Annotated in this window: 16 protein-coding genes and 4 tRNA genes; 13 read left to right on the top strand and 7 right to left on the bottom strand. The window is 39.3% G+C overall.

Annotated elements, in window-relative coordinates; translation table 11 throughout:
- Window positions 1-31: 31 nt before the first annotated feature.
- Both LC040_13830 and LC040_13825 read right to left on the bottom strand, forming a co-directional pair.
- A complete protein-coding gene (locus LC040_13830) occupies window positions 32-820 on the bottom strand; it encodes an enoyl-CoA hydratase-related protein (GenBank protein ID WLR50337.1) in 789 nt (262 codons plus the stop codon).
- Window positions 821-1,034: 214 nt separating this feature from the next.
- Complete coding sequence (locus tag LC040_13825; protein WLR50336.1) at window positions 1,035-1,685, bottom strand: hemolysin III family protein; 651 nt, start codon at window positions 1,683-1,685, stop codon at window positions 1,035-1,037.
- Between the two features lie 191 nt (window positions 1,686-1,876).
- Between LC040_13825 and LC040_13820 the strand changes: the two genes are divergently transcribed.
- On the top strand, window positions 1,877-3,385 hold the full coding sequence (locus LC040_13820) for an FMN-binding glutamate synthase family protein (GenBank protein WLR53298.1): 1,509 nt from the start codon (window positions 1,877-1,879) through the stop codon (window positions 3,383-3,385).
- Between the two features lie 25 nt (window positions 3,386-3,410).
- Here the strand turns inward: LC040_13820 and LC040_13815 are convergent, their stop codons facing one another.
- Window positions 3,411-4,673: an MFS transporter gene (locus LC040_13815; protein ID WLR53297.1), complete on the bottom strand. Its 1,263-nt coding sequence runs from the start codon at window positions 4,671-4,673 to the stop codon at window positions 3,411-3,413.
- A gap of 268 nt (window positions 4,674-4,941) precedes the next feature.
- On the opposite strand from LC040_13815, the gene LC040_13810 reads away from it, so the two are divergent.
- Together LC040_13810 and LC040_13805 are read left to right on the top strand one after the other, a co-directional pair.
- Entirely contained in the window at window positions 4,942-5,103 is a 162-nt protein-coding gene (locus LC040_13810; protein ID WLR50335.1) for a hypothetical protein, read from the top strand.
- A 91-nt stretch (window positions 5,104-5,194) separates the two neighbouring features.
- A complete protein-coding gene (locus tag LC040_13805; GenBank protein WLR50334.1) occupies window positions 5,195-5,989 on the top strand; it encodes a polysaccharide deacetylase family protein in 795 nt (264 codons plus the stop codon).
- A 266-nt stretch (window positions 5,990-6,255) separates the two neighbouring features.
- Here LC040_13805 and LC040_13800 read toward each other — a convergent pair whose 3' ends face one another.
- The gene (locus tag LC040_13800) at window positions 6,256-6,867 is read right to left on the bottom strand and encodes a methyltransferase domain-containing protein (GenBank protein ID WLR50333.1); all 612 of its coding nucleotides are present in this window, start codon (window positions 6,865-6,867) and stop codon (window positions 6,256-6,258) included.
- A 146-nt stretch (window positions 6,868-7,013) separates the two neighbouring features.
- Between LC040_13800 and LC040_13795 the strand changes: the two genes are divergently transcribed.
- The 9 genes from LC040_13795 to LC040_13755 all read left to right on the top strand — a co-directional run bounded on the left by LC040_13795 (window position 7,014) and on the right by LC040_13755 (window position 15,814).
- Window positions 7,014-7,089 (top strand) — tRNA-Val (locus tag LC040_13795).
- A 5-nt stretch (window positions 7,090-7,094) separates the two neighbouring features.
- Window positions 7,095-7,171: transfer RNA gene (locus tag LC040_13790), tRNA-Asp, on the top strand.
- A gap of 10 nt (window positions 7,172-7,181) precedes the next feature.
- Window positions 7,182-7,272: transfer RNA gene (locus tag LC040_13785), tRNA-Ser, on the top strand.
- A gap of 23 nt (window positions 7,273-7,295) precedes the next feature.
- A tRNA-Glu gene (locus LC040_13780) sits at window positions 7,296-7,367 on the top strand.
- 454 nt (window positions 7,368-7,821) lie between these two features.
- On the top strand, window positions 7,822-9,828 hold the full coding sequence (gene glgB / locus LC040_13775) for a 1,4-alpha-glucan branching protein GlgB (GenBank protein ID WLR50332.1): 2,007 nt from the start codon (window positions 7,822-7,824) through the stop codon (window positions 9,826-9,828).
- Window positions 9,731-10,846 (top strand): glucose-1-phosphate adenylyltransferase, encoded by a 1,116-nt coding sequence (locus tag LC040_13770; GenBank protein WLR53296.1) that lies wholly within the window; start codon window positions 9,731-9,733, stop codon window positions 10,844-10,846. The genes glgB and LC040_13770 overlap by 98 nt, the downstream gene beginning before the upstream one ends.
- Before the next feature lie 71 nt (window positions 10,847-10,917).
- Window positions 10,918-11,940 carry a sugar phosphate nucleotidyltransferase gene (locus tag LC040_13765; GenBank protein ID WLR50331.1) on the top strand — a complete coding sequence of 341 codons (1,023 nt, stop codon included), beginning with the start codon at window positions 10,918-10,920 and terminating at the stop codon, window positions 11,938-11,940.
- On the top strand, window positions 11,937-13,367 hold the full coding sequence (glgA, locus tag LC040_13760) for a glycogen synthase GlgA (GenBank protein WLR50330.1): 1,431 nt from the start codon (window positions 11,937-11,939) through the stop codon (window positions 13,365-13,367). Before LC040_13765 ends, glgA begins: the two co-directional genes overlap by 4 nt.
- Before the next feature lie 41 nt (window positions 13,368-13,408).
- Window positions 13,409-15,814 carry a glycogen/starch/alpha-glucan phosphorylase gene (locus LC040_13755; GenBank protein ID WLR50329.1) on the top strand — a complete coding sequence of 802 codons (2,406 nt, stop codon included), beginning with the start codon at window positions 13,409-13,411 and terminating at the stop codon, window positions 15,812-15,814.
- Window positions 15,815-15,851: 37 nt separating this feature from the next.
- Here LC040_13755 and LC040_13750 read toward each other — a convergent pair whose 3' ends face one another.
- From LC040_13750 to LC040_13740, 3 genes are all read right to left on the bottom strand, one after another.
- Window positions 15,852-16,607 (bottom strand): TraR/DksA C4-type zinc finger protein, encoded by a 756-nt coding sequence (locus tag LC040_13750; protein WLR50328.1) that lies wholly within the window; start codon window positions 16,605-16,607, stop codon window positions 15,852-15,854.
- Window positions 16,608-17,115: 508 nt separating this feature from the next.
- The gene (locus LC040_13745) at window positions 17,116-17,511 is read right to left on the bottom strand and encodes a hotdog fold thioesterase (protein ID WLR50327.1); all 396 of its coding nucleotides are present in this window, start codon (window positions 17,509-17,511) and stop codon (window positions 17,116-17,118) included.
- A gap of 63 nt (window positions 17,512-17,574) precedes the next feature.
- A complete protein-coding gene (locus tag LC040_13740; protein WLR50326.1) occupies window positions 17,575-18,516 on the bottom strand; it encodes a 1,4-dihydroxy-2-naphthoate polyprenyltransferase in 942 nt (313 codons plus the stop codon).
- Between the two features lie 320 nt (window positions 18,517-18,836).
- Here LC040_13740 and LC040_13735 point away from each other — a divergent pair, with 320 nt between their 5' ends.
- Complete coding sequence (locus tag LC040_13735; GenBank protein WLR50325.1) at window positions 18,837-18,980, top strand: hypothetical protein; 144 nt, start codon at window positions 18,837-18,839, stop codon at window positions 18,978-18,980.
- Window positions 18,981-19,187: the final 207 nt, after the last annotated feature.

Below are 19,187 nucleotides of genomic sequence, written 5' to 3'. Positions count from 1 at the left end.
GACATGCTCGACAGCCATTTTTTTACTGAAGTTATACTTCCTGTTGTTTCTTTCGGTCGCTCCATTGTGGCTTTCGTTTGTTTAGGAAGGCGTCAATTCCTTCAACTGCATCAATGCTTTGACTGTTTTTCGTAATGATATCTGAGCTAAACGAAAGGGCATCGAAATCCTCCATGTTCAGTTGAGAGTAAAATTGCTTTTTGCCAAGCTCTAAGGTAGTGAGGCTATGACGAGCAACAGATTCCGCAAGCTTTTGCGTTTCTTCATCTAATACTTCAAGCGGAACAACCTTATTGACAAGACCGTGAGTAAGGGCATCCTCCGCAGGCATGAAATCCCCTGTAAATAAAAGCTCGGCTGCCTTTTTTCGTCCAAGGTTGCGGCTGATAAAAACTGCTGGCGTGCTACAGAAGAGGCCGATATGTACTCCTGGTGCTCCGAATTGAGCATTCTCGCTTGCTACAGCAAGGTCGCATGCTGCTACAAGCTGACACCCTGCCGCTGTGGCGATGCTGTGCACCTTTGCAATGACTACTTGTGGTAGGTTGCGCAATTGGTTCATGAAGTCATAGCATTCTCTGAATAAAAGACCGACTTCTTCCTCGCTCTTTCCATCTACTTCACGTAAGTTATGCCCAGAGCTAAATACTTTTCCTTCAGCTTCAATAATCAAGACATTGATTGAACGCTTTTCTTCAATTTTATTTAAAAGCTCTTGAAATTCTTTAATGAGTGGTAGAGAAAGAGCATTGCGTTGCGCATCATTTGTTAATGTAACAGTGCCGATTTTTCCTTCTTCACGGTAAGCAATTAGGTTCAAATAAATTCCACCTTTCTAATTTTGTCCTCTAAGGCTGAGCACTTTGGGAGCTACTCTACTGTTTTCAATTTAAAGTAAAGATACCATGTAAGAAAAATATTTACAATAAAAAGACTGAATAAAATGAAAAATAAGAAAATTTATACAAGAAGAAAACAAAGCAAATATGGTACAAAAAAACCAAGCTGATTGTTTTCAGCTTGGTTAATCATACTTATGCACTTAAAGGTAGAATATAGAGCAGAACTGTTAGGAAATGGAACACGCTTCCCCCGAGAACGAAAAGGTGCCAAACTGCATGGTGGTAAGGAAATGCTCTCCAAAGGTAAAAAACTGTTCCAACTGTATAGAAAAGCCCTCCAGCTACAAGTAATCCGATTCCCATTGCAGGCAAGGTAGTCAATACCTTATTAAAAGCAAATACAACAAGCCACCCCATCGCCACGTAGAGAATAGTAGATACTGTATTAAATTTCTTAACAAAGAAAATTTTAAATACAACACCGCCGACAGCTAGTGCCCATACAGTGCTTAGCAGTGTCCATCCCAATCCGCCTTTTACGACAATTAGCATGATTGGTGTATAGGTTCCTGCTATGAACAAGTAAATCGAAGCATGATCAAAGATTTCAAAAATATCTTTGATTTTCCCAGACTGAAAGCTATGAAGCAATGTAGAAGAGACATATAGTAGAAGCATTGTTACGCCATAGATTGAAAAACTAACAATGTGCCAAACAGTGCCCTGCAAAGCTGAAAAGACAATCAACAAAACGAGAGCCGCGATGCTAAGAAGTACACCAATCCCATGTGTAATAGCATTGGCAATTTCTTCTCCCTTTGAAAATGGATGAGTGTGAACCAATATAGAGCTCCTTTCTTTCAATAAAAAGGTGTTTCTTCCATTATAACATTTTAACGCATCAATAGCTTCCAATGTCTATTCGTTTTATTTTCTTGTGGTAGTGGCATGTAAATAGTAAGGCCACAAATGGAGGGATTACAGTGGAGTTAAATACAATTTTACTTATTCTTTTACTTTTTTTGCTTGGAGCTATGTTTTTAATTCCTATTATCATCAGTTTATGGATTTATATTCACGATGAGAAACAAGCTGAACATTCGATATTAAGGAATTACCCAGTACTTGGAAAGGCGCGTTATATTATCGAAAAAATGGGTCCGGAGCTAAGACAGTATCTTTATAATGGCGATCGAGAGGGGAAACCATTTTCTAGACTTCAATTTGAATACATTGTTAAATCCGGTAAATACGAAAATAGGAAGATTGGGTTTGGTTCTCAACGCGACTTTGAAAAGGATGGTTATTATTTATCGAATTCATTTTTTCCTACCCAAAGAGAAGAAATGAAGGTGGAGCAAGAACCAGAAATACAAACGAAAATTTATGATATTAAAGAAGAAAACCTATTTAAAAGAAAAGAAAGCCAAAAAGAACAAACAATTGTCCCCTTTTACTTAGAAAAAGATGACCGAATTGTGCTTGGAGAAGGTACATGCCGTTTTCCTTTCGAGTTAAAGGGACTAGTTGGTCAGTCTGGGATGAGTTATGGAGCACTTGGAGAGCGGGCAATTGAAACACTTTCGAAGGGTCTTGGTTTGGCGGGAGGCACATGGATGAACACAGGTGAAGGAGGCTTATCACCACATCATTTGAAAGGCAATGTAGATATTATTCATCAAATTGGCCCTGGATTATTTGGGGTCCGCTCGAAGAACGGGGATTTTTCATGGGAGGAATTTGAGAAGAAAGCTGCGATGAAAGAAGTGAAAGCGTTTGAGCTAAAGCTTGCTCAAGGTGCCAAACTTAGAGGGGGACATGTTGATGGTGGAAAAGTGACCCCAGAAATTGCAGAAATCAGAAATGTTGAACCATGGAAATCCATTGATAGTCCGAATCGTTTTCATCAATTTTCAAACCATGAAGAGATGCTCTCCTTTATTCAAAAGTTACGTGAAGCAGGTGGAAAGCCTATAGGTATAAAAATTGTAGTTGGCGATATTAGACAGGTAGAAAATCTCATCCATGAAATGAAAGAAAAAAATGAAACACCTGACTTCATAACAGTGGACGGCTCGGAAGGTGGCACGGGTGCTTCGTTCCAAGAGCTTGCTGATGGTGTAGGTCTACCCCTCTTTGAAGCTTTACCGATCGTAGATGATACATTGAAAAAATATGGATTGCGTAATCGTGTCAAATTGATTGCATCTGGAAAGCTCGTTACTCCTGATAAGGCTGCCATTGCGCTTAGCCTTGGCGCTGATCTTATCAATATCGCACGTGGTTTTATGATTAATGTAGGTTGTATTATGGCTCAGGTTTGTCATACGAATAATTGCCCAGTAGGTGTAGCGACTACAGACGAACATCTGCAAAAGGCACTTATTATTGAGGAGAAGAAGTATCGTGTTTGTAATTATGTTGTTTCATTAAGAGAGGGGTTGTTTACTTTAGCAGCCTCCTGTGGAGTTGATTCCCCGACGAAGTTTGATCGTGAACATGTTGTTTATATTACAAAGAAAAATGAAAAGCAGGCTTTATGAACAAAGGTGACCCTACATAGAGGAGTCACCTTTGTTGTTCTAAAGGAAGCTGAGGCTTTGCTTTCGTAGAAGAAGAGGTTCTTGGCCAAATCAGATGTTGAAAGGCAAAGCCGGCTATACCAAAGGCGCAGAGTAAGACTCCGATTGTAAGCAGGACAAGCTGCACACCAATAAGATCAACAACATAGCCGCCAATTAAGGGGGCAGTAATCATAATAAAGCTAGAAAGTGTATTCTGAATGCCAAACACTCGACCAACAGCATTCTTTGGGGTTTCTTTTTGCAGAAGAAAATTAAAAGCTACTAAGAATAACCCATTGCCAGCACCAATAAAAAATCCTGCAATAACTGGATATAAATGTGGCATCCCTGATTGAAGGAACCCAAGGCTTGCGTACCCTGTTCCGACAAGTAAGAATCCAAGCCCGAAATTTACTCCATAGCGAATACTTTTCTTGCGGTTCATGAATGTAATGGTAACAATTGCTCCAAAGCCACTAGCGGCAATAAGATAACCAAGAAGCTCTGGGGAATCAGCCGCAAAGTTACGAAGTAAGGTTGCAAATTGTAAATCAACAAGCTGTAATGCAAAGAGACCAATCATAGCGAACAAAAAGCTATGAAGAAGAATCTTATATTGAAAGACGATTTTCCAGCCTCCGAGAAATTGGTCCATTTTACTTTCTTTTATGTCAGTTGATTCGGAAGGCTTATTCTCTTCAATGGTTAACAGTGTAAATAAGATAGATGCTGAAATAATGCTGCTTATTGCATTTATAAGAATACATAACTTAGCACTGAACATAGCTAGAATTGCACCTCCAGCCAGTGGGCCGGCAACCTTGCCTAGCTGTAGGACAATGCCATTTAGTGACGTAGCTTTCAAAAGGTGGTCTTCATGTACAACATATCTTGTTAAGGTTTGTTGTGCAGGAGCATTGAATAAAGCAACAGTTGAACGTAGAAAAAGTAAAATAGAAGCGATATAAAGGTTGTTAGTAAAAAATAACCCAAATGTAAGCAAGCTGCTAAGCAAATCAGCTGTTACCATGATATTTACTTTCTTCATTCTATCCGCGATATTCCCAGCTAATGAACCGAATAAGATGCCTGGTAAAGAATAAATAATTGATAATACGCCAATCATGACAGGGGAGGCGTTCCATTGATAGGCTGCAATTGCAAAGACTGCGATCATATCGAACCAATCCCCAAAGATTGAGACCGAATAAGCTGAAAACATGCGAACGAATTTATCGTTTTTCCATAGAGAAGCGGGCGCGTACATCACTTCTTTACCCCCTAGTTGAACGTTTCTTTTAATGACGTGTGAACCTAAAAAAAGTTGCTTTTGAAAAGAGATTTTCTATTAAAACTGTTTTTTCTGCTTAGCAATTTTCTTTATGAAAACGCATTATTTTTTGTAACAAGATTGATACATTGTTATTAATAAATTTTAAAGATGAGATGTTAAGATTCTTATGAAATTAAGAAGTGAAATGGTGAACAAGTAGAACATTCTTCTGCTTAACATGACTAAAAGGAGCATTTATTAAATGATTCAATTAGGTAAAAAAGTGAAAACAAACGGCACATATTTCTCGCGGTATAATGAAACCATTGAAGGCGAAGTTGTAAGAGTAGATGGCGCAAATGTATGGGTGAAAAATCAGTATCAAACGATTTCAGTTATTCACCGTATTTGTATAGAAAATTAATTGGTTGTTAATTTTTTGTAACCCTCTTAGATCAATCACGGTATACTCATATATGAGGATATTGGTTAGTTTTGTCTAAGGGGGGATTTTTTTGTCTGAAAGAAAAAAATATTTAAGTATGATTGGGGTAATTTGTCTTCTGGTGGTGTTAAGTATCTTAAGCGTCAGGGAGCCGGCGAAGGCGATAACAGCAGATGTGAAGGCAGGAGTAGAGCAAGTAGAGAAAGAGCAAACACCACTTCCAACACCATCGGAAAATGAAAATGAAACTCAGTCAGAAGAAAATAAGAAAGTCGTTTATTTAACATTTGATGATGGCCCATCAACGGTGACGGGGGAGATTCTTACATTGTTAGATAAATATAATGCAAAGGCTACTTTCTTTATGCTGGGCCCGAATATAAAAAAACACCCAAGTGAAGTTAAGCAGATGGCTGCACAAGGTCATGGGCTTGGGCTCCATAGCATGACGCATCGTAAAGATAAATTTTATGCATCTCGCTATTCTTCTCTTAATGAAATGAATATGGCAAGACAAACACTTGAGGAAACTACAGGTACCTCTACATTGCTTATACGTACGCCATATGGGAGTGTTCCATATATGAAAAAGTCATATCGTGAAACAGTAGAAGAGTGGGGTTACGTGATGTGGGACTGGAATATTGACTCTCGTGATTGGAAATATCAAGACAGTCGCTATATTCAAGCGGTAATTAATCAACTTCAAATTGTCTCAAAGGGTGAGCGGCCTCCAGTTATTTTATTGCATGAACGAAAAACAACCCTTCAGCATTTAGAAAAGCTATTAATCTATTTACATAAAAGCGGCTACAGAATGGTACCGATTACGAAAGACTTACAGCCAGTCCAATTTAAAATTTAATCTCTCAATAAAGAAAGCCCGCTGCTTCAAATTGGCAGGGGCTTTCTTCTATTTCACAGTTCGGAGTGAATCTACTTTGCCACTTCCATCACAATGTGGACATTCTTTCTGCATTGGCAGAAAGGGGAGCTTGGTTAATTTTCCGCTACCTTTGCAGTGCTGGCAAATAATTAAGACGGTCAATGCTCAGTTCCTTTCTTGAAAATAAATTTTGTTATGTTTAGTTTTCCCTTATCTCGCTGTAAAAAAACAAATAGCCGAAAGTGTTATTTTGTGCAAACGGCAATGCCTACTGGGTATTCAATGTTTTTCCGCTGTGGTTCAATTAGCGAACCACGTTGAAAGTAAAATTCTGTTTCCTTATATTGAGCAAATAAGCTCTGGAATTCTTCGATTTTAAGTTGATGAACATGAAAGGGAGAACCACATGGCTTTCCACGTCCTTCCCCAAACGGAGTTGAAAGGATTAGCTGTCCCCCTGGCTTCAACATTGAATAGAGGTTAGATAAGAATTGACGATCGTTTGGCAAGTGTTCGAGTGTTTCAAAGCTAACAATTGTATCGAATAACCCTAATTGTTCAGGAAGCTGTTTATCTTCAGCGTTGTATACTCGGTAGGAAATAAGTGGGTGGTGGTATCTTCCACGTGCATATTCAATTGTTTCTTCAGATAGATCAACAGCAACAATTTCATTTAAACGGCTTTTTGCAGCCTTTGCAATCATTTGGGCTCCATAGCCTACCCCGCAGGCAATATCTAACAGACGTCCATTTGAATAATGAATGGCAAAATCATAACGAGCAACATGCTCTAATAGGAGGCGGTTAATTGGTTTCATAAACTCTGGAACGACGCGTTCGCCAGTATCGATTAGCAAAAAAATTTCCTCACTTCTTCATAATATGTTTTCATATTATCTATTATAACAAAAGAGGGAATTTTTTTCTTGTGAAGTTATTGACAGGCTATTTAAGAGCATGGTATATTACTAAAGTCGATTTGACAAAGCAAATAATATAGCTCGGAGGATTAGCTCAGCTGGGAGAGCACCTGCCTTACAAGCAGGGGGTCGGCGGTTCGATCCCGTCATCCTCCACCATAATTGGTCCGGTAGTTCAGTTGGTTAGAATGCCTGCCTGTCACGCAGGAGGTCGCGGGTTCGAGTCCCGTCCGGACCGCCATCTCTAAAAGGGAGAAGTACCCAAGTGGCTGAAGGGGCTCCCCTGCTAAGGGAGTAGGTCGTGTGAACGGCGCGAGGGTTCAAATCCCTCCTTCTCCGCCAGACACTTACAAGAAAATGATCATGGCCCGTTGGTCAAGTGGTTAAGACACCGCCCTTTCACGGCGGTAACACGGGTTCGAATCCCGTACGGGTCACTTCTATAAACCCCTTTACCTTTTTAGGTAAAGGGGTTTTTTGCTGTAAATATGAAAGGTTTCTATTTAAACGTAAGAGAGTTCAATAGAAAAATGTTGTAATAGAGCCTAAATATATATCTAATTCCTTTTAAAAGCATAATTGCCTTCTTTTTACGGTTTTGCTATACTGAGGTTGGTTGGTAGACAAATCCTCAAATTGAGGTACTATTTTATTAAGAGAAGGCACCCTGTCTTCTCTATTTTTTTCTATCTATAACTTTCGTCTCACAGATTTTATTCCCCGGACTTTTTACTTATCAAACATCTTTTCTCAATATTCTCTTAATTATTTTCATAATATTTTAACGTTTCAAAAAGAGGGATACTTTTATTTTTATTGAATTAACTATTTAAATAGTTTTCGTATATTATTTTGTGTTGGATGACTGAAAAGAAAGCGAGGCATCTAATCTTGACAGCAATTCATCCTACTTCATTTGAGAGTTTCTTATTTCATGAAGGCCGATTATTTCAAAGTTATTGTACTTTCGGTGCGCATATCGCAACTGAAAATGGGTTGAATGGTGTGCGCTTTACTGTTTGGGCACCTCATGCGAAGAAAGTAGCCGTTATTGGAGAATTTAATGGTTGGAATCGTGAAGGCTTCGAGTTAAAAAGAGTAAATAATGAAGGAATTTGGTCGTGCTTTTTTTCCAATGTTTCTATAGGTGATCATTATAAATATGAAATTACTACAGCATCAGGCGACGTGCTGCATAAATGTGATCCGTTTGCATTTTTCTCAGAATTACGACCTAAAACAGCTTCCATTGTATATGATCTAGAAGGGTACGAATGGAAGGATGAAGAGTGGATGCTTAAGCGTCAATTTGATAAAGATGCTTCTAAGCCGATGTTTATCTATGAAGTTCATCTCGGTACATGGAGAAAGAAAGAGGACGGTTCACTTTATTCTTATGTAGAGTTAGCGGACCTGCTTGTGGATTACGTTGTAGAGCAAGGTTTTACCCATATTGAACTACTTCCGATAATCGAACATCCATTCGATCGCTCGTGGGGTTATCAAGGAACAGGTTATTATTCAGCGACGAGTCGTTATGGAACACCACATGAATTCATGGCGTTTGTCGATCGATGCCACCAAAAGGGGATTGGAGTCATCTTAGATTGGGTTCCTGGCCATTTCTGCAAAGATGGGCACGGGTTATTTATGTTTGATGGGGAACCACTATTTGAATATGAGAATGGATATGTAAGAGAGAATGAAGTATGGGGAACGGCTAACTTTGACCTTGGGAAAAGTGAAATTCATAGCTTTCTAATCTCCAATGCGATTTTTTGGATGGATAAATATCATATTGATGGTTTTCGCGTTGATGCAGTGGCGAATATGCTTTTTTGGGATATGCACGGAGACGGTGGATATTATAAGAATGAATATGCGGTTAAGTTTTTGCAAAAATTGAACCAAGCTGTCAATCATTACGATGATAGTGTATTAATGATTGCAGAAGATTCAACAGATTGGTCGAAGGTTACATCCGAACCATCTGAAGGCGGGCTGGGCTTTACTTATAAATGGAATATGGGTTGGATGAATGACATCTTGAAATACATGGAAAAGGATGTTCACGAGCGAAAGAGCTGGCATAATTTGATGACCTTTTCCATGGTCTATGCTTATTCTGAAAAATTTATCTTGCCTTTTTCCCATGATGAAGTCGTTCACGGCAAACGTTCCCTATTAAATAAAATGCCAGGTACGTACGAAGAAAAATTTGCCCAACTACGGCTCTTATTAGGGTTTATGACGGCTCATCCAGGTAAAAAGCTGCTTTTTATGGGAAGTGAATTTGGACAGTTTGATGAATGGAAAGACCTTGAAGACCTTGATTGGAATTTACTAGATTTTCGCATGCATCGTGCAACACATGAATATAGTAGAGCGTTGTTAGAGTTTTACCGAAATGAGCCTGCGCTTTGGGAATGCGATGATCAGCCTGAAGGGTTCGAATGGATCGAACCTGATAATGCTCATCAGCGAATTCTCCTTTTTGTGCGAAATGGAAAGGGGTTAGAAGAGCGCTTAGTATTTGTATTTAACTTTAGTCCATTTGAATTTGAGAAATACAAAATTGGCGTACCTGAAGAGGGAGTCTATCAAGAAGTCTTTTCAAGTGATGCAGAAGTGTTTGGTGGGACTGGTAGAAGGAATAAGCCGAAGATAAAGAGTATTGCTGAACCTTATCACCGTCAACCGTGTCAGATGGAAATTTCAATTCCGCCGTTTGCCTTTATCGTATTTAAGAAGAAGCGAAGGGAGCGTAACGATAATGATGCACCAGAAAAAATGTGTAGCGATGTTACTGGCTGGGGGACAGGGGAGCAGGCTCAGTTTGCTGACAAGAAACATAGCGAAGCCTGCCGTGCCGTTTGGAGGAAAGTATCGGATTATTGATTTTCCACTAAGTAATTGCACAAACTCTAATATTGATACTGTTGGTGTCCTGACGCAATACCAACCACTTGTCTTAAATGCCTATATTGGTATTGGAAGTGCATGGGATTTAGATAGAAAGCATGGCGGGGTGACCGTTCTTCCTCCGTATATGGAGCGAGATGGCGGCCGTTGGTACAAAGGGACTGCAAATGCAATCTATCAAAACCTTAATTTCATCGAACAGTACCAGCCGGAACATGTTCTTATCCTTTCTGGCGATCACATTTATAAAATGGATTATTCGCTACTTCTTGATTATCATATTGAAAAAAATGCAGATTGCACGATCTCGGTGATTGAAGTGCCGTGGGACGAAGCAAGTCGCTTTGGCATTATGAATACGAATGAAAATATGGAAGTTATTGAATTCGAAGAAAAACCTGCAAAACCAAAAAACAATTTAGCTTCAATGGGTGTCTATGTCTTTAGGTGGCCTGTACTTAAAAAATATTTAGAGATGGACAATCGAAATGTAGACTCCTCTCATGACTTTGGGAAGGATGTTATTCCATTATTACTTGAAGAAAAACTAAAGTTAACGACGTATCCTTTCAATGGTTATTGGAAAGACGTTGGAACAGTAAAAAGTTTATGGGAAGCAAACATGGACTTGTTAGAAGAAACACCCGAGCTTCAGCTTAATGACCATCAATGGCGCATTTATTCGGTGAACCCAAATCAGCCGCCTCAATATATCGCACCTCAAGCTATAGTTAAAGAATCACTTGTAAATGAAGGCTGTTTTGTGTTGGGAACTGTAGAACACTCTGTACTGTTCCCGGGAGTTAGTATCGGAGAGGGAAGTGTTTTGAAAGATACGATTGTTATGCCAGGTGCAACAATTGGGAATAATTGTGTAATAGAAAGAGCAATTGTTGCAGATGGTATGAAAGTTGAGGATGGAACAGTTATTCGTCCTGAAGAAGGTACTGACCAAATCGTATTAGTGGCGAAAGAGGATGTAGTCCCAACATAAAATTGTTAGGTGTAGGTACAGAGCTATTCCGATAAAAAATGATTCTTTACTAATTAAAAGGGGTGTATCGGTTGCGTAAAACAATGCTTGGAATCATTGATGCAATGACGGAGACAAAGGCGATGAGAGATTTAACAGAAGTCCGGTCGTTAGCTGCTGTGCCGTTTGGTGGACGGTATCGCTTAATTGATTTTACGCTTTCAAACTTAGTGAATTCAGGCATCCATAGTGTAGCTATCTTTACAAAAGATCGTTTCCGCTCATTAATGGACCATCTTGGTTCTGGACGTGATTGGGATTTAAACCGTAAACGCGGTGGCCTTTTCTTTTTCCCTCCAACATCAGGGCAGGAATATTTCAACGGCTTCTTTGATTACTTTCAACACCATATTGACTACTTCTATCGAACTCAACAGAAATATGCAGTGATTGCGGATAGTAATGTTATTTATAACCTTGATTTTAAAAAGGTTTTAAATCGCCATATCGAAAGTCATGCAGATATAACAGAAGTTTGTTATCAAGGACGTCCATTAAATATTGCTATTTTAGAAAAGTCACTGTTACTTGATTTTATCCAAACCTATAAATATGAACCGTTTATTAATATGCGTGACTTTATTGCGGTATTTCGTGACCGTTTGAATATACATTCCTATGAGCATGATGGCTATACTGCAATTATTGATTCAGTGGATAGTTATTATAAACATAGTATGGAAATGCTGTGCCCAGATATGTGGCGTAATCTGTTTTTGAATGCAAATCCGATTTATACAAAAGTTAAAGACGAACCACCAACACGCTATGGTAAAGAGGCATTGGTTACGAACTCGCAAGTTGCTAATGGCTGTATCATAAATGGAACTGTAGATAGCAGTATTTTATCTAGAGCTGTACATATTGGGAAAGGCGCTGTTATTAAAAATAGCATAATTATGCAAAAATGTACGATAGAGGATGGCGCAATTATTGATGGAGCCGTGATTGACAAAGATGCACGAATCCAATCTGGCGCACATGTTATTGGTACCGCTCAGGTTCCAGTTGTCGTACGTAAAGGAATGACACAAGGAGCGATGATGAACTCGTGAATATATTGTTTGTCGTATCAGAATGTGTACCATTTATTAAGTCAGGGGGGCTGGCAGATGTTGCCGGCGCCCTTCCGAAAGAATTAAAGCGGCTTGGACATGAAGTTCGCGTGATTCTTCCGAAATATGCACTTATTTCCTCTGAGTATACAGAAAAGATGAAAGAGGTAGCGGAGTTTGATGTGCAGGTCGGTTGGCGTCAGCAATATGCTGGACTTGAAACATTGGTACACGACAATATTACGTATTACTTTATTGACAACGAATATTACTTTAAACGTCCTGCTTTATATGGTGATTTCGATGACGGTGAGCGTTTTGCTTACTTTTCGAAAGCTGTTTTAAGAGCAATTCCATACTTGGACTTTGAAGTTGATATTATTCACTCTCATGATTGGCATACTGCCATGGTAAATTTCTTATTGCAAGCCCAATATCGTGGAAATCGTCTGTATCAAGATATTAGGACGGTTTTCACGATTCATAATTTACAGTTTCAAGGTGTTTTTCCGAAGCAGATGCTTCATGAGCTTCTGAATTTGGATGAGTCCTATTTCACAATGGAACAATTAGAATTTTACGGACAGCTGAACTTTATGAAAGGTGGTATTGCTGCTTCTGATATCGTCACAACGGTGAGCCCTACATATCGCAATGAAATTTTGATGCCTTATTATGGGGAGGGTCTTGATGGATTTTTACGAGCTCATCAATATAAATTATACGGTATTGTAAATGGTATAGATTCTGAGCTCTATAATCCTAAAGATCATCCATATCTTTCTCAGCCTTACTCAAGTAAAGAACTTGAAAATAAGAATTTAAATAAGTTGTCATTGCAGCGAGTGTCTGGCTTGCCAGAAGCAGAGAATACACCTGTGATCGCTATCGTTTCTCGGTTAACGCAACAAAAAGGACTCGATCTTTTTGTCCGTATTTTTCATGAGTTAATGCAGAATGATGTTCAGCTTGTTCTTCTAGGTACAGGTGAATGGCAGTTTGAACAGTTCTTTAAACAGATGGAGCGTGAATATCCTGAGAAAGTCAAGGCATGGGTAGGGTTTAGTGAAGAGTTAGCACACCAAATCTATGCGGGAGCAGATATGTTCTTAATGCCTTCAAGGTTTGAGCCGTGTGGTTTGGGGCAGTTGATTGCTCTTCGTTATGGTGCTATTCCGATTGTCCGTGAAACAGGTGGGCTAAACGATACAATCACAGCTTATAATGAATATACCGAAGAAGGAAATGGATTTAGTTTTAAGAATTACAATGCTCATGACATGTTATTTACGATTGAACGCGCGATTCATTTTTATCATCAACAAGAAAAATGGGCTAAGTTAGTGAGTAACGCAATGGAACAGGATTACAGCTGGCGGAAATCGGCACAGGAATATGATGAGTTATACACAAGCCTAAAGGGTTGATTAGTAAAAAGGGTCATTCATAATAAGGGAGTGGAAGCTGGATGTTTTCGAATAAAGAAGCATTTAAAAGGCGTTTTTTGGATAAGTTCGAGCGTGTTTATGGGAAGAGCTTTGATGATTCGACTCCTCAAGAACAATATGCAACATTAGGAATGCTTGTGCGAGAATATGCCAGCCAAGATTGGATTCAAACAAATGAACGTTACCGAGCTGAAGGGCAAAAGCAGGTTTACTATTTTTCGATTGAGTTTTTGCTTGGTCGATTACTTGGTAGTAACCTTATGAACCTTGGTGTTAGAGAGGTTTGTGAAGCAGGATTACGTGACTTAGGTATTGAACTAGACGAGCTTGAAGAGCAAGAAGTAGATGCAGGGCTTGGAAATGGCGGGTTAGGCCGTCTTGCTGCTTGTTTTCTTGATTCATTAGCGTCACTATCCCTCCCTGGACACGGCTGTGGAATTCGTTATAAGCATGGATTATTCGATCAAAAAATTGTGAATGGCTATCAAGTAGAACTTCCTGAACAGTGGCTTCGAAACGGGAATGTATGGGAAGTGCGTAAGGCAGGTCTTGCAGTAGAAGTAAAGTTTGGTGGAAGGGTAGACGTATCCTCATCAAACGGCAGAATGGCATTTCACCATGTGGATGCAGAAACAGTTACAGCCGTGCCGCATGATATGCCTGTTATCGGCTATGAGAATAAAACAGTTAACACTTTGCGTCTTTGGAGTGCAGAGCCTTCACCATACCGCCCTGACCGAGAAGTGATGAAATATAAGCGGGAAACAGAAGCGATTTCAGAATTTTTATACCCTGATGACACGAACTTGGAAGGAAAGATCCTTCGTTTAAAACAACAATATTTCCTTGTTTCAGCTGGATTACAAAGTATTTTAAAGTCTTATTTAAAATCGAATGATGTTCGCGATTTTCATAAAAATGTCGCCATTCATGTGAATGACACTCACCCAGTCTTAGCAATTCCTGAGCTTATGCGCTTATTAATGGATGAACAAGGGCTTGGTTGGGAAGAGGCATGGCATATTACTACGAATACAATTTCCTATACAAATCATACGACGCTTTCTGAAGCTTTGGAAAAGTGGCCAGTGGATATCTTTAGTAAATTATTACCGCGCGTTTATATGATTGTTGACGAAATTAATGAACGGTTCTGTCGTGAATTATGGGAGCACTATCCTAACGATTGGAGCAGAATCGAGGAAATGGCGATAATCGCTCATGATATGGTGAAGATGGCCCATTTAGCTATTGTTGGGAGCCATAGTATCAATGGGGTTGCAAGAATCCATACAGAAATTTTGAAAAAACGAGAAATGCGGCTTTTTTATGAATATTATCCATCTAAATTTAACAATAAGACAAATGGAATTACTCATCGTCGCTGGTTATTAAAAGCAAACCCGAAGCTTGCTGACTTAATAAACGAAAGAATTGGTGAAGAGTGGGTTCAAGAACCGAAACAGCTTCAACAATTATTAAGATATGCAAACGATAAGCCATTTCAAGATAGTATATATGAGGTAAAGCAAGCAAATAAACGACAGTTGGCAGAGCGAATTAAAGAGGAAACCGGTATTATTGTTGATGAACATTCCATCTTTGATGTACAAGTGAAACGTCTTCATGCTTATAAACGGCAATTGTTAAACATCCTTCATATTATGAATTTGTATAATCAAATGAAGGCAGACCCGAATTATCGTATCACGCCAAGAACATTTATTTTTGGAGCTAAGGCATCGCCAGGTTATTATTATGCAAAGAAAATCATTAAATTGATTAACACTCTTGCTGAAAAAGTTAACCATGATCCACAGACAAGAGATTACCTCAAAGTTGTTTTCTTGGAGAATTACCGTGTCTCCCTTGCAGAGGATATAATACCTGCTACAGATGTCAGTGAACAAATTTCAACGGCAAGCAAAGAAGCTTCTGGCACAGGAAATATGAAGTTCATGATGAATGGAGCCATCACACTTGGAACAATGGATGGAGCAAATATTGAAATTCATGAGCTTGTCGGTGATGATAACATGTTTACATTTGGGTTGAGTGCAGATGAGGTCCTTGCATATCAGCAAAGAGGTGGTTATAACTCTTTTGAATATTACCATCATGACAAACGGATCCACACTGTGCTTGAACAGCTTGTAAATGGTTCACTACCGGCAACAAGTAGCGAGTTTGAACAAATTTATGACTCATTGCTTGTTCAAAACGATGAATTCTTTGTGTTGCGAGATTTTGCAAGCTATGCAAGAGCACAAATGGCGGTCGGTAATGCATATGAAAATCGTAGAGAATGGTTAAAAAAGGCAATTGTAAATATTGCAAAGTCAGGTGTGTTCTCAAGCGATCGGACCATTCAACAGTATGCAGATGAAATTTGGGACATTCACTCACATGTACGTGAAACAAACTAAAAAAGCTCCGGCAAACGCCGGGGCTTCTTCATTGAATTTATTGTTCCTTATCACTTAAAACATCAAAGTCTCCGAAATCTAAACCCATCTCTTCCAGAAAACGTACATCATCTTCATCAAGTTGGCTTTCATACTTTTCATGCAGTTCAGTTGGATATACAGTGAGGTTTCGTCCTTCAATATCTGTACCAATGAAATTTTCGAAAGCCTCCACACCTTCTGTTCCTTCATCATCTTCAATTGTTAAGTCATTGTAATTTGTTATGGTGTTATCGAAGAAATCAGACGGCGTGTCAGAGGTTCCATAACGCTGGACAGCTTGGAAAGCATCTTCCCCATCAAAGTAGTTTGCCTCTTCACTAACATCGAAGGCATGAAGCGGGTCAACCAGTACTTCTTCTTCAATTGGTCGATCTTTAGAGAGCGCCCTTTCCTTTGTGTGTTTGATGCAGCATCGTGCTGTTGGAAGAACCTCTAATCGTTCATATGGAATTGGTTTTTGACAGACCTCACATTTCCCGTAAGTTCCTTCATGAATAGAGTGAAGAGCATGATGGATTTCATTTCGCTCTTGTTCAATGTGTTCATTTAAGGCGATATCCTTTTCTCTTTCATATAATTCAGTGCCTGTATCCCCTGAATGGTTATCATAATTGGAGAGTTCACCTACAGATTGCTGGGCATGCGCCCACTCATTCCCGAAATGCTCACCCTCATCTAATTGTTCATTTATTTCGTCAAGTCTTGTGAGTAAAATGTTTTGCAGGTACTTTAATTGTTCTGCACTTAGCATTTTGGATGCTCCTTTCTGCTTTTCTTGCTTCAGCTGCGGCGGCTAGGTGCTCGAGGTCATAAGTCATCTTGTTGCAGGGACAAAGGGCGGTCCCTTCCACAACCTGCCTTATGCTTGTCGCACCTGTTCCAGCCGCCTCTGCTTTTCGAGATGTCCAGCTGCGAAAGGCAGGCTGCGCGAGTTGCTTCCGACGCACAGGATGTGCTAGCGTCGGTGTTGAAACAGGATGTTTCGTTCTTAACCGACGTTCCTTTTAATGCGCCGAAAGCAAAATGCGGCTTTCTCTGTGTAAAGCTTCCAGCAATCGGACAGCCTAAACGCCTTTCTCCGCTTTTCTTTGATCTAGCTGCGGCGGCTAGGTGCTCGAGGTCATAAGTCATCTTGTTACAGGGACAAAAAGCGGTCCCTGTAACAACCTGCCTTATGCTTGTCGCACCTGTTCAAGCCGCCTCCGCTTTTCTTGTTAGTATGGGGCAATGTAGGTTGGAGCATCCTTTTTGTTTTGGGATTATTGTTTTTCAATTACTGCCACTGTGCAGCGGGAGATACATATTAATTTTTCTTGTTCATCGGTAATTTGAATATCCCATACAAATGTTTTGCGGCCTTTGTGAAGTGGGGTTGCGGTAGCGTAGACGGTGCCGCTTTTTTTACCGCGAATATGGTTGGCGTTTATTTCTAACCCGACAGGTGCGTACTTTTCAGAATCGATGTTAATCCATGTGCCGATACTTGCGGCTGTTTCAGCAAGTACAACAGATGCGCCACCATGAAGAAGTCCCATTGGCTGGTGTGTTTTTGGACCGACTGGCATTGATAAGACAAGTTTATCTTTCGTTATTTCTACATTTTCAATCCCAAGTACTTCCATAATCGTGTTACTGTAGTTTGTTTTTTCATTCATTGACTCATTCTCCCCTAACTATATGTAATATATAAAAGACACGGCAATTAAAAACGCCGTGTCTTAAAGAATGTAGCTAATTAATAGTCCCAATGCTAATAAGAAACCGAAATGTGTATTTGTTTGAGCTGTTGCTTGCATTGCTGGCATCATTTGAACTGGTAATGTCTTTCCTTTAAATCCTTTAGCAGCTTGGATTGCTTTTGGAACACTAATAAAAACAATTAACGACCAAGCAGAGAACATGCCTGCAACGACAAGTGAGACCATCCATAAATATGAAACAACAAACATACCTGTTAAAAACAATACGGCTTTATTGTGACCGAGAAGGATCGCTAATGTTTTTCGTCCATTCTCTTTATCACCATCAAGGTCGCGAATGTTGTTCGCAAGTAAAATCGCACCCACAAGAATGGAAATTGGTACAGACACAAGAATGCTTGCTGTTGTAACAGTGCCGGTTTGGATGAAATAAGACAGCAGAATAATCGTAAGGCCCATAAATAACCCTGCAACAATTTCTCCAAATGGCGTATAGGCGATCGGATGCGGTCCGCCTGTATATAAGTAGCCTGCAATCATACAAATTGTTCCAATTGCAGCTACCCACCAAGAGCTGTTGATACATATATAAATACCAAGTAAGGTTGCGATGCCAAAGAACGTAAAAGCAAGATTTAATACGGTTTTCGGTGAAACACCTTCTCGGACAATTGCCCCACCAATTCCAACCGATTTTTCATTATCAAGTCCACGCTTGAAGTCGTAGTATTCATTAAACATATTTGTGGCTGCTTGAATAAGAATACTCGCAAACATCATTGCAGCAAAAAGCAATAAATGAAATTCCCCATCCTTTAAAGCAAGTACTGTTCCAATTGATACAGGTACAAATGCTGCTGTTAATGTATGCGGTCGTAATAAACGCCACCATGTTCTCCAGCTTTTCTTCGGAGGCGTAGAGATAACCGCTTCATGACTCTTTTCAATATGTTGTTGCATCGGGTCTCTCTCCCTTGTTATATCTTTTTGCTCCTAAAACACCAATAGAAGGTTTTTATGTGGAGTGTATTTTCAATTTTTGTTCACATTTAAGTTTAGGGAATCAACCTGATGGTGTCAATATTTTTCAGTATTCATGCTCATTAGCTTAATCAAAAGAAGTTTCACCCATATTTCTTTATTTTACACAGACTAAGAATACCCAAAAATTTTTTAAAAAATGAAGCCCAAAATACATATATTTTATTGACATCCATATTCTTTGTTATATAATAGTAATCAATAAAACATTAACTGTTATAAAACAGGAGGCGGTAAACATGGAAAAGTATAGACCAGCTTGGAAATTTTATTTGGAGAGTTGTCGCAAACATGGTTTAGAAGCAGCTTATGATTTTTCGCAGTTTATGAAGAGCCTTACAGTTGATCAGTTAGAGAAGATGTTAGAGCAAGCCAGAAACTAGAAAAGGGTGATGAATATGGAGAGCGACGTAGGAGTGTTACGTTATTAGATGCCTGTTTCCTTAAAGAAAATAAGGGAGCAGGCATTTTTATGTTGTTTTAAGGCCTAGAATTACTTTGAATTCATTCGCACTTTTCGCAGATTATATTGAACCTTTGGGAAATACAGCACACTTCGGGAAGTCTTTCAATGTTAAATGCGTAGGGAA

It is taken from the genome of Bacillus tianshenii (assembly GCA_020524525.2).
In the GTDB taxonomy this organism is placed as follows: Bacteria; Bacillota; Bacilli; order Bacillales; family Bacillaceae_N; genus Bacillus_AV.
Note: the sequence above shows the minus strand (reverse complement) of the source record. Positions and strands in the feature narration are given on the sequence as shown.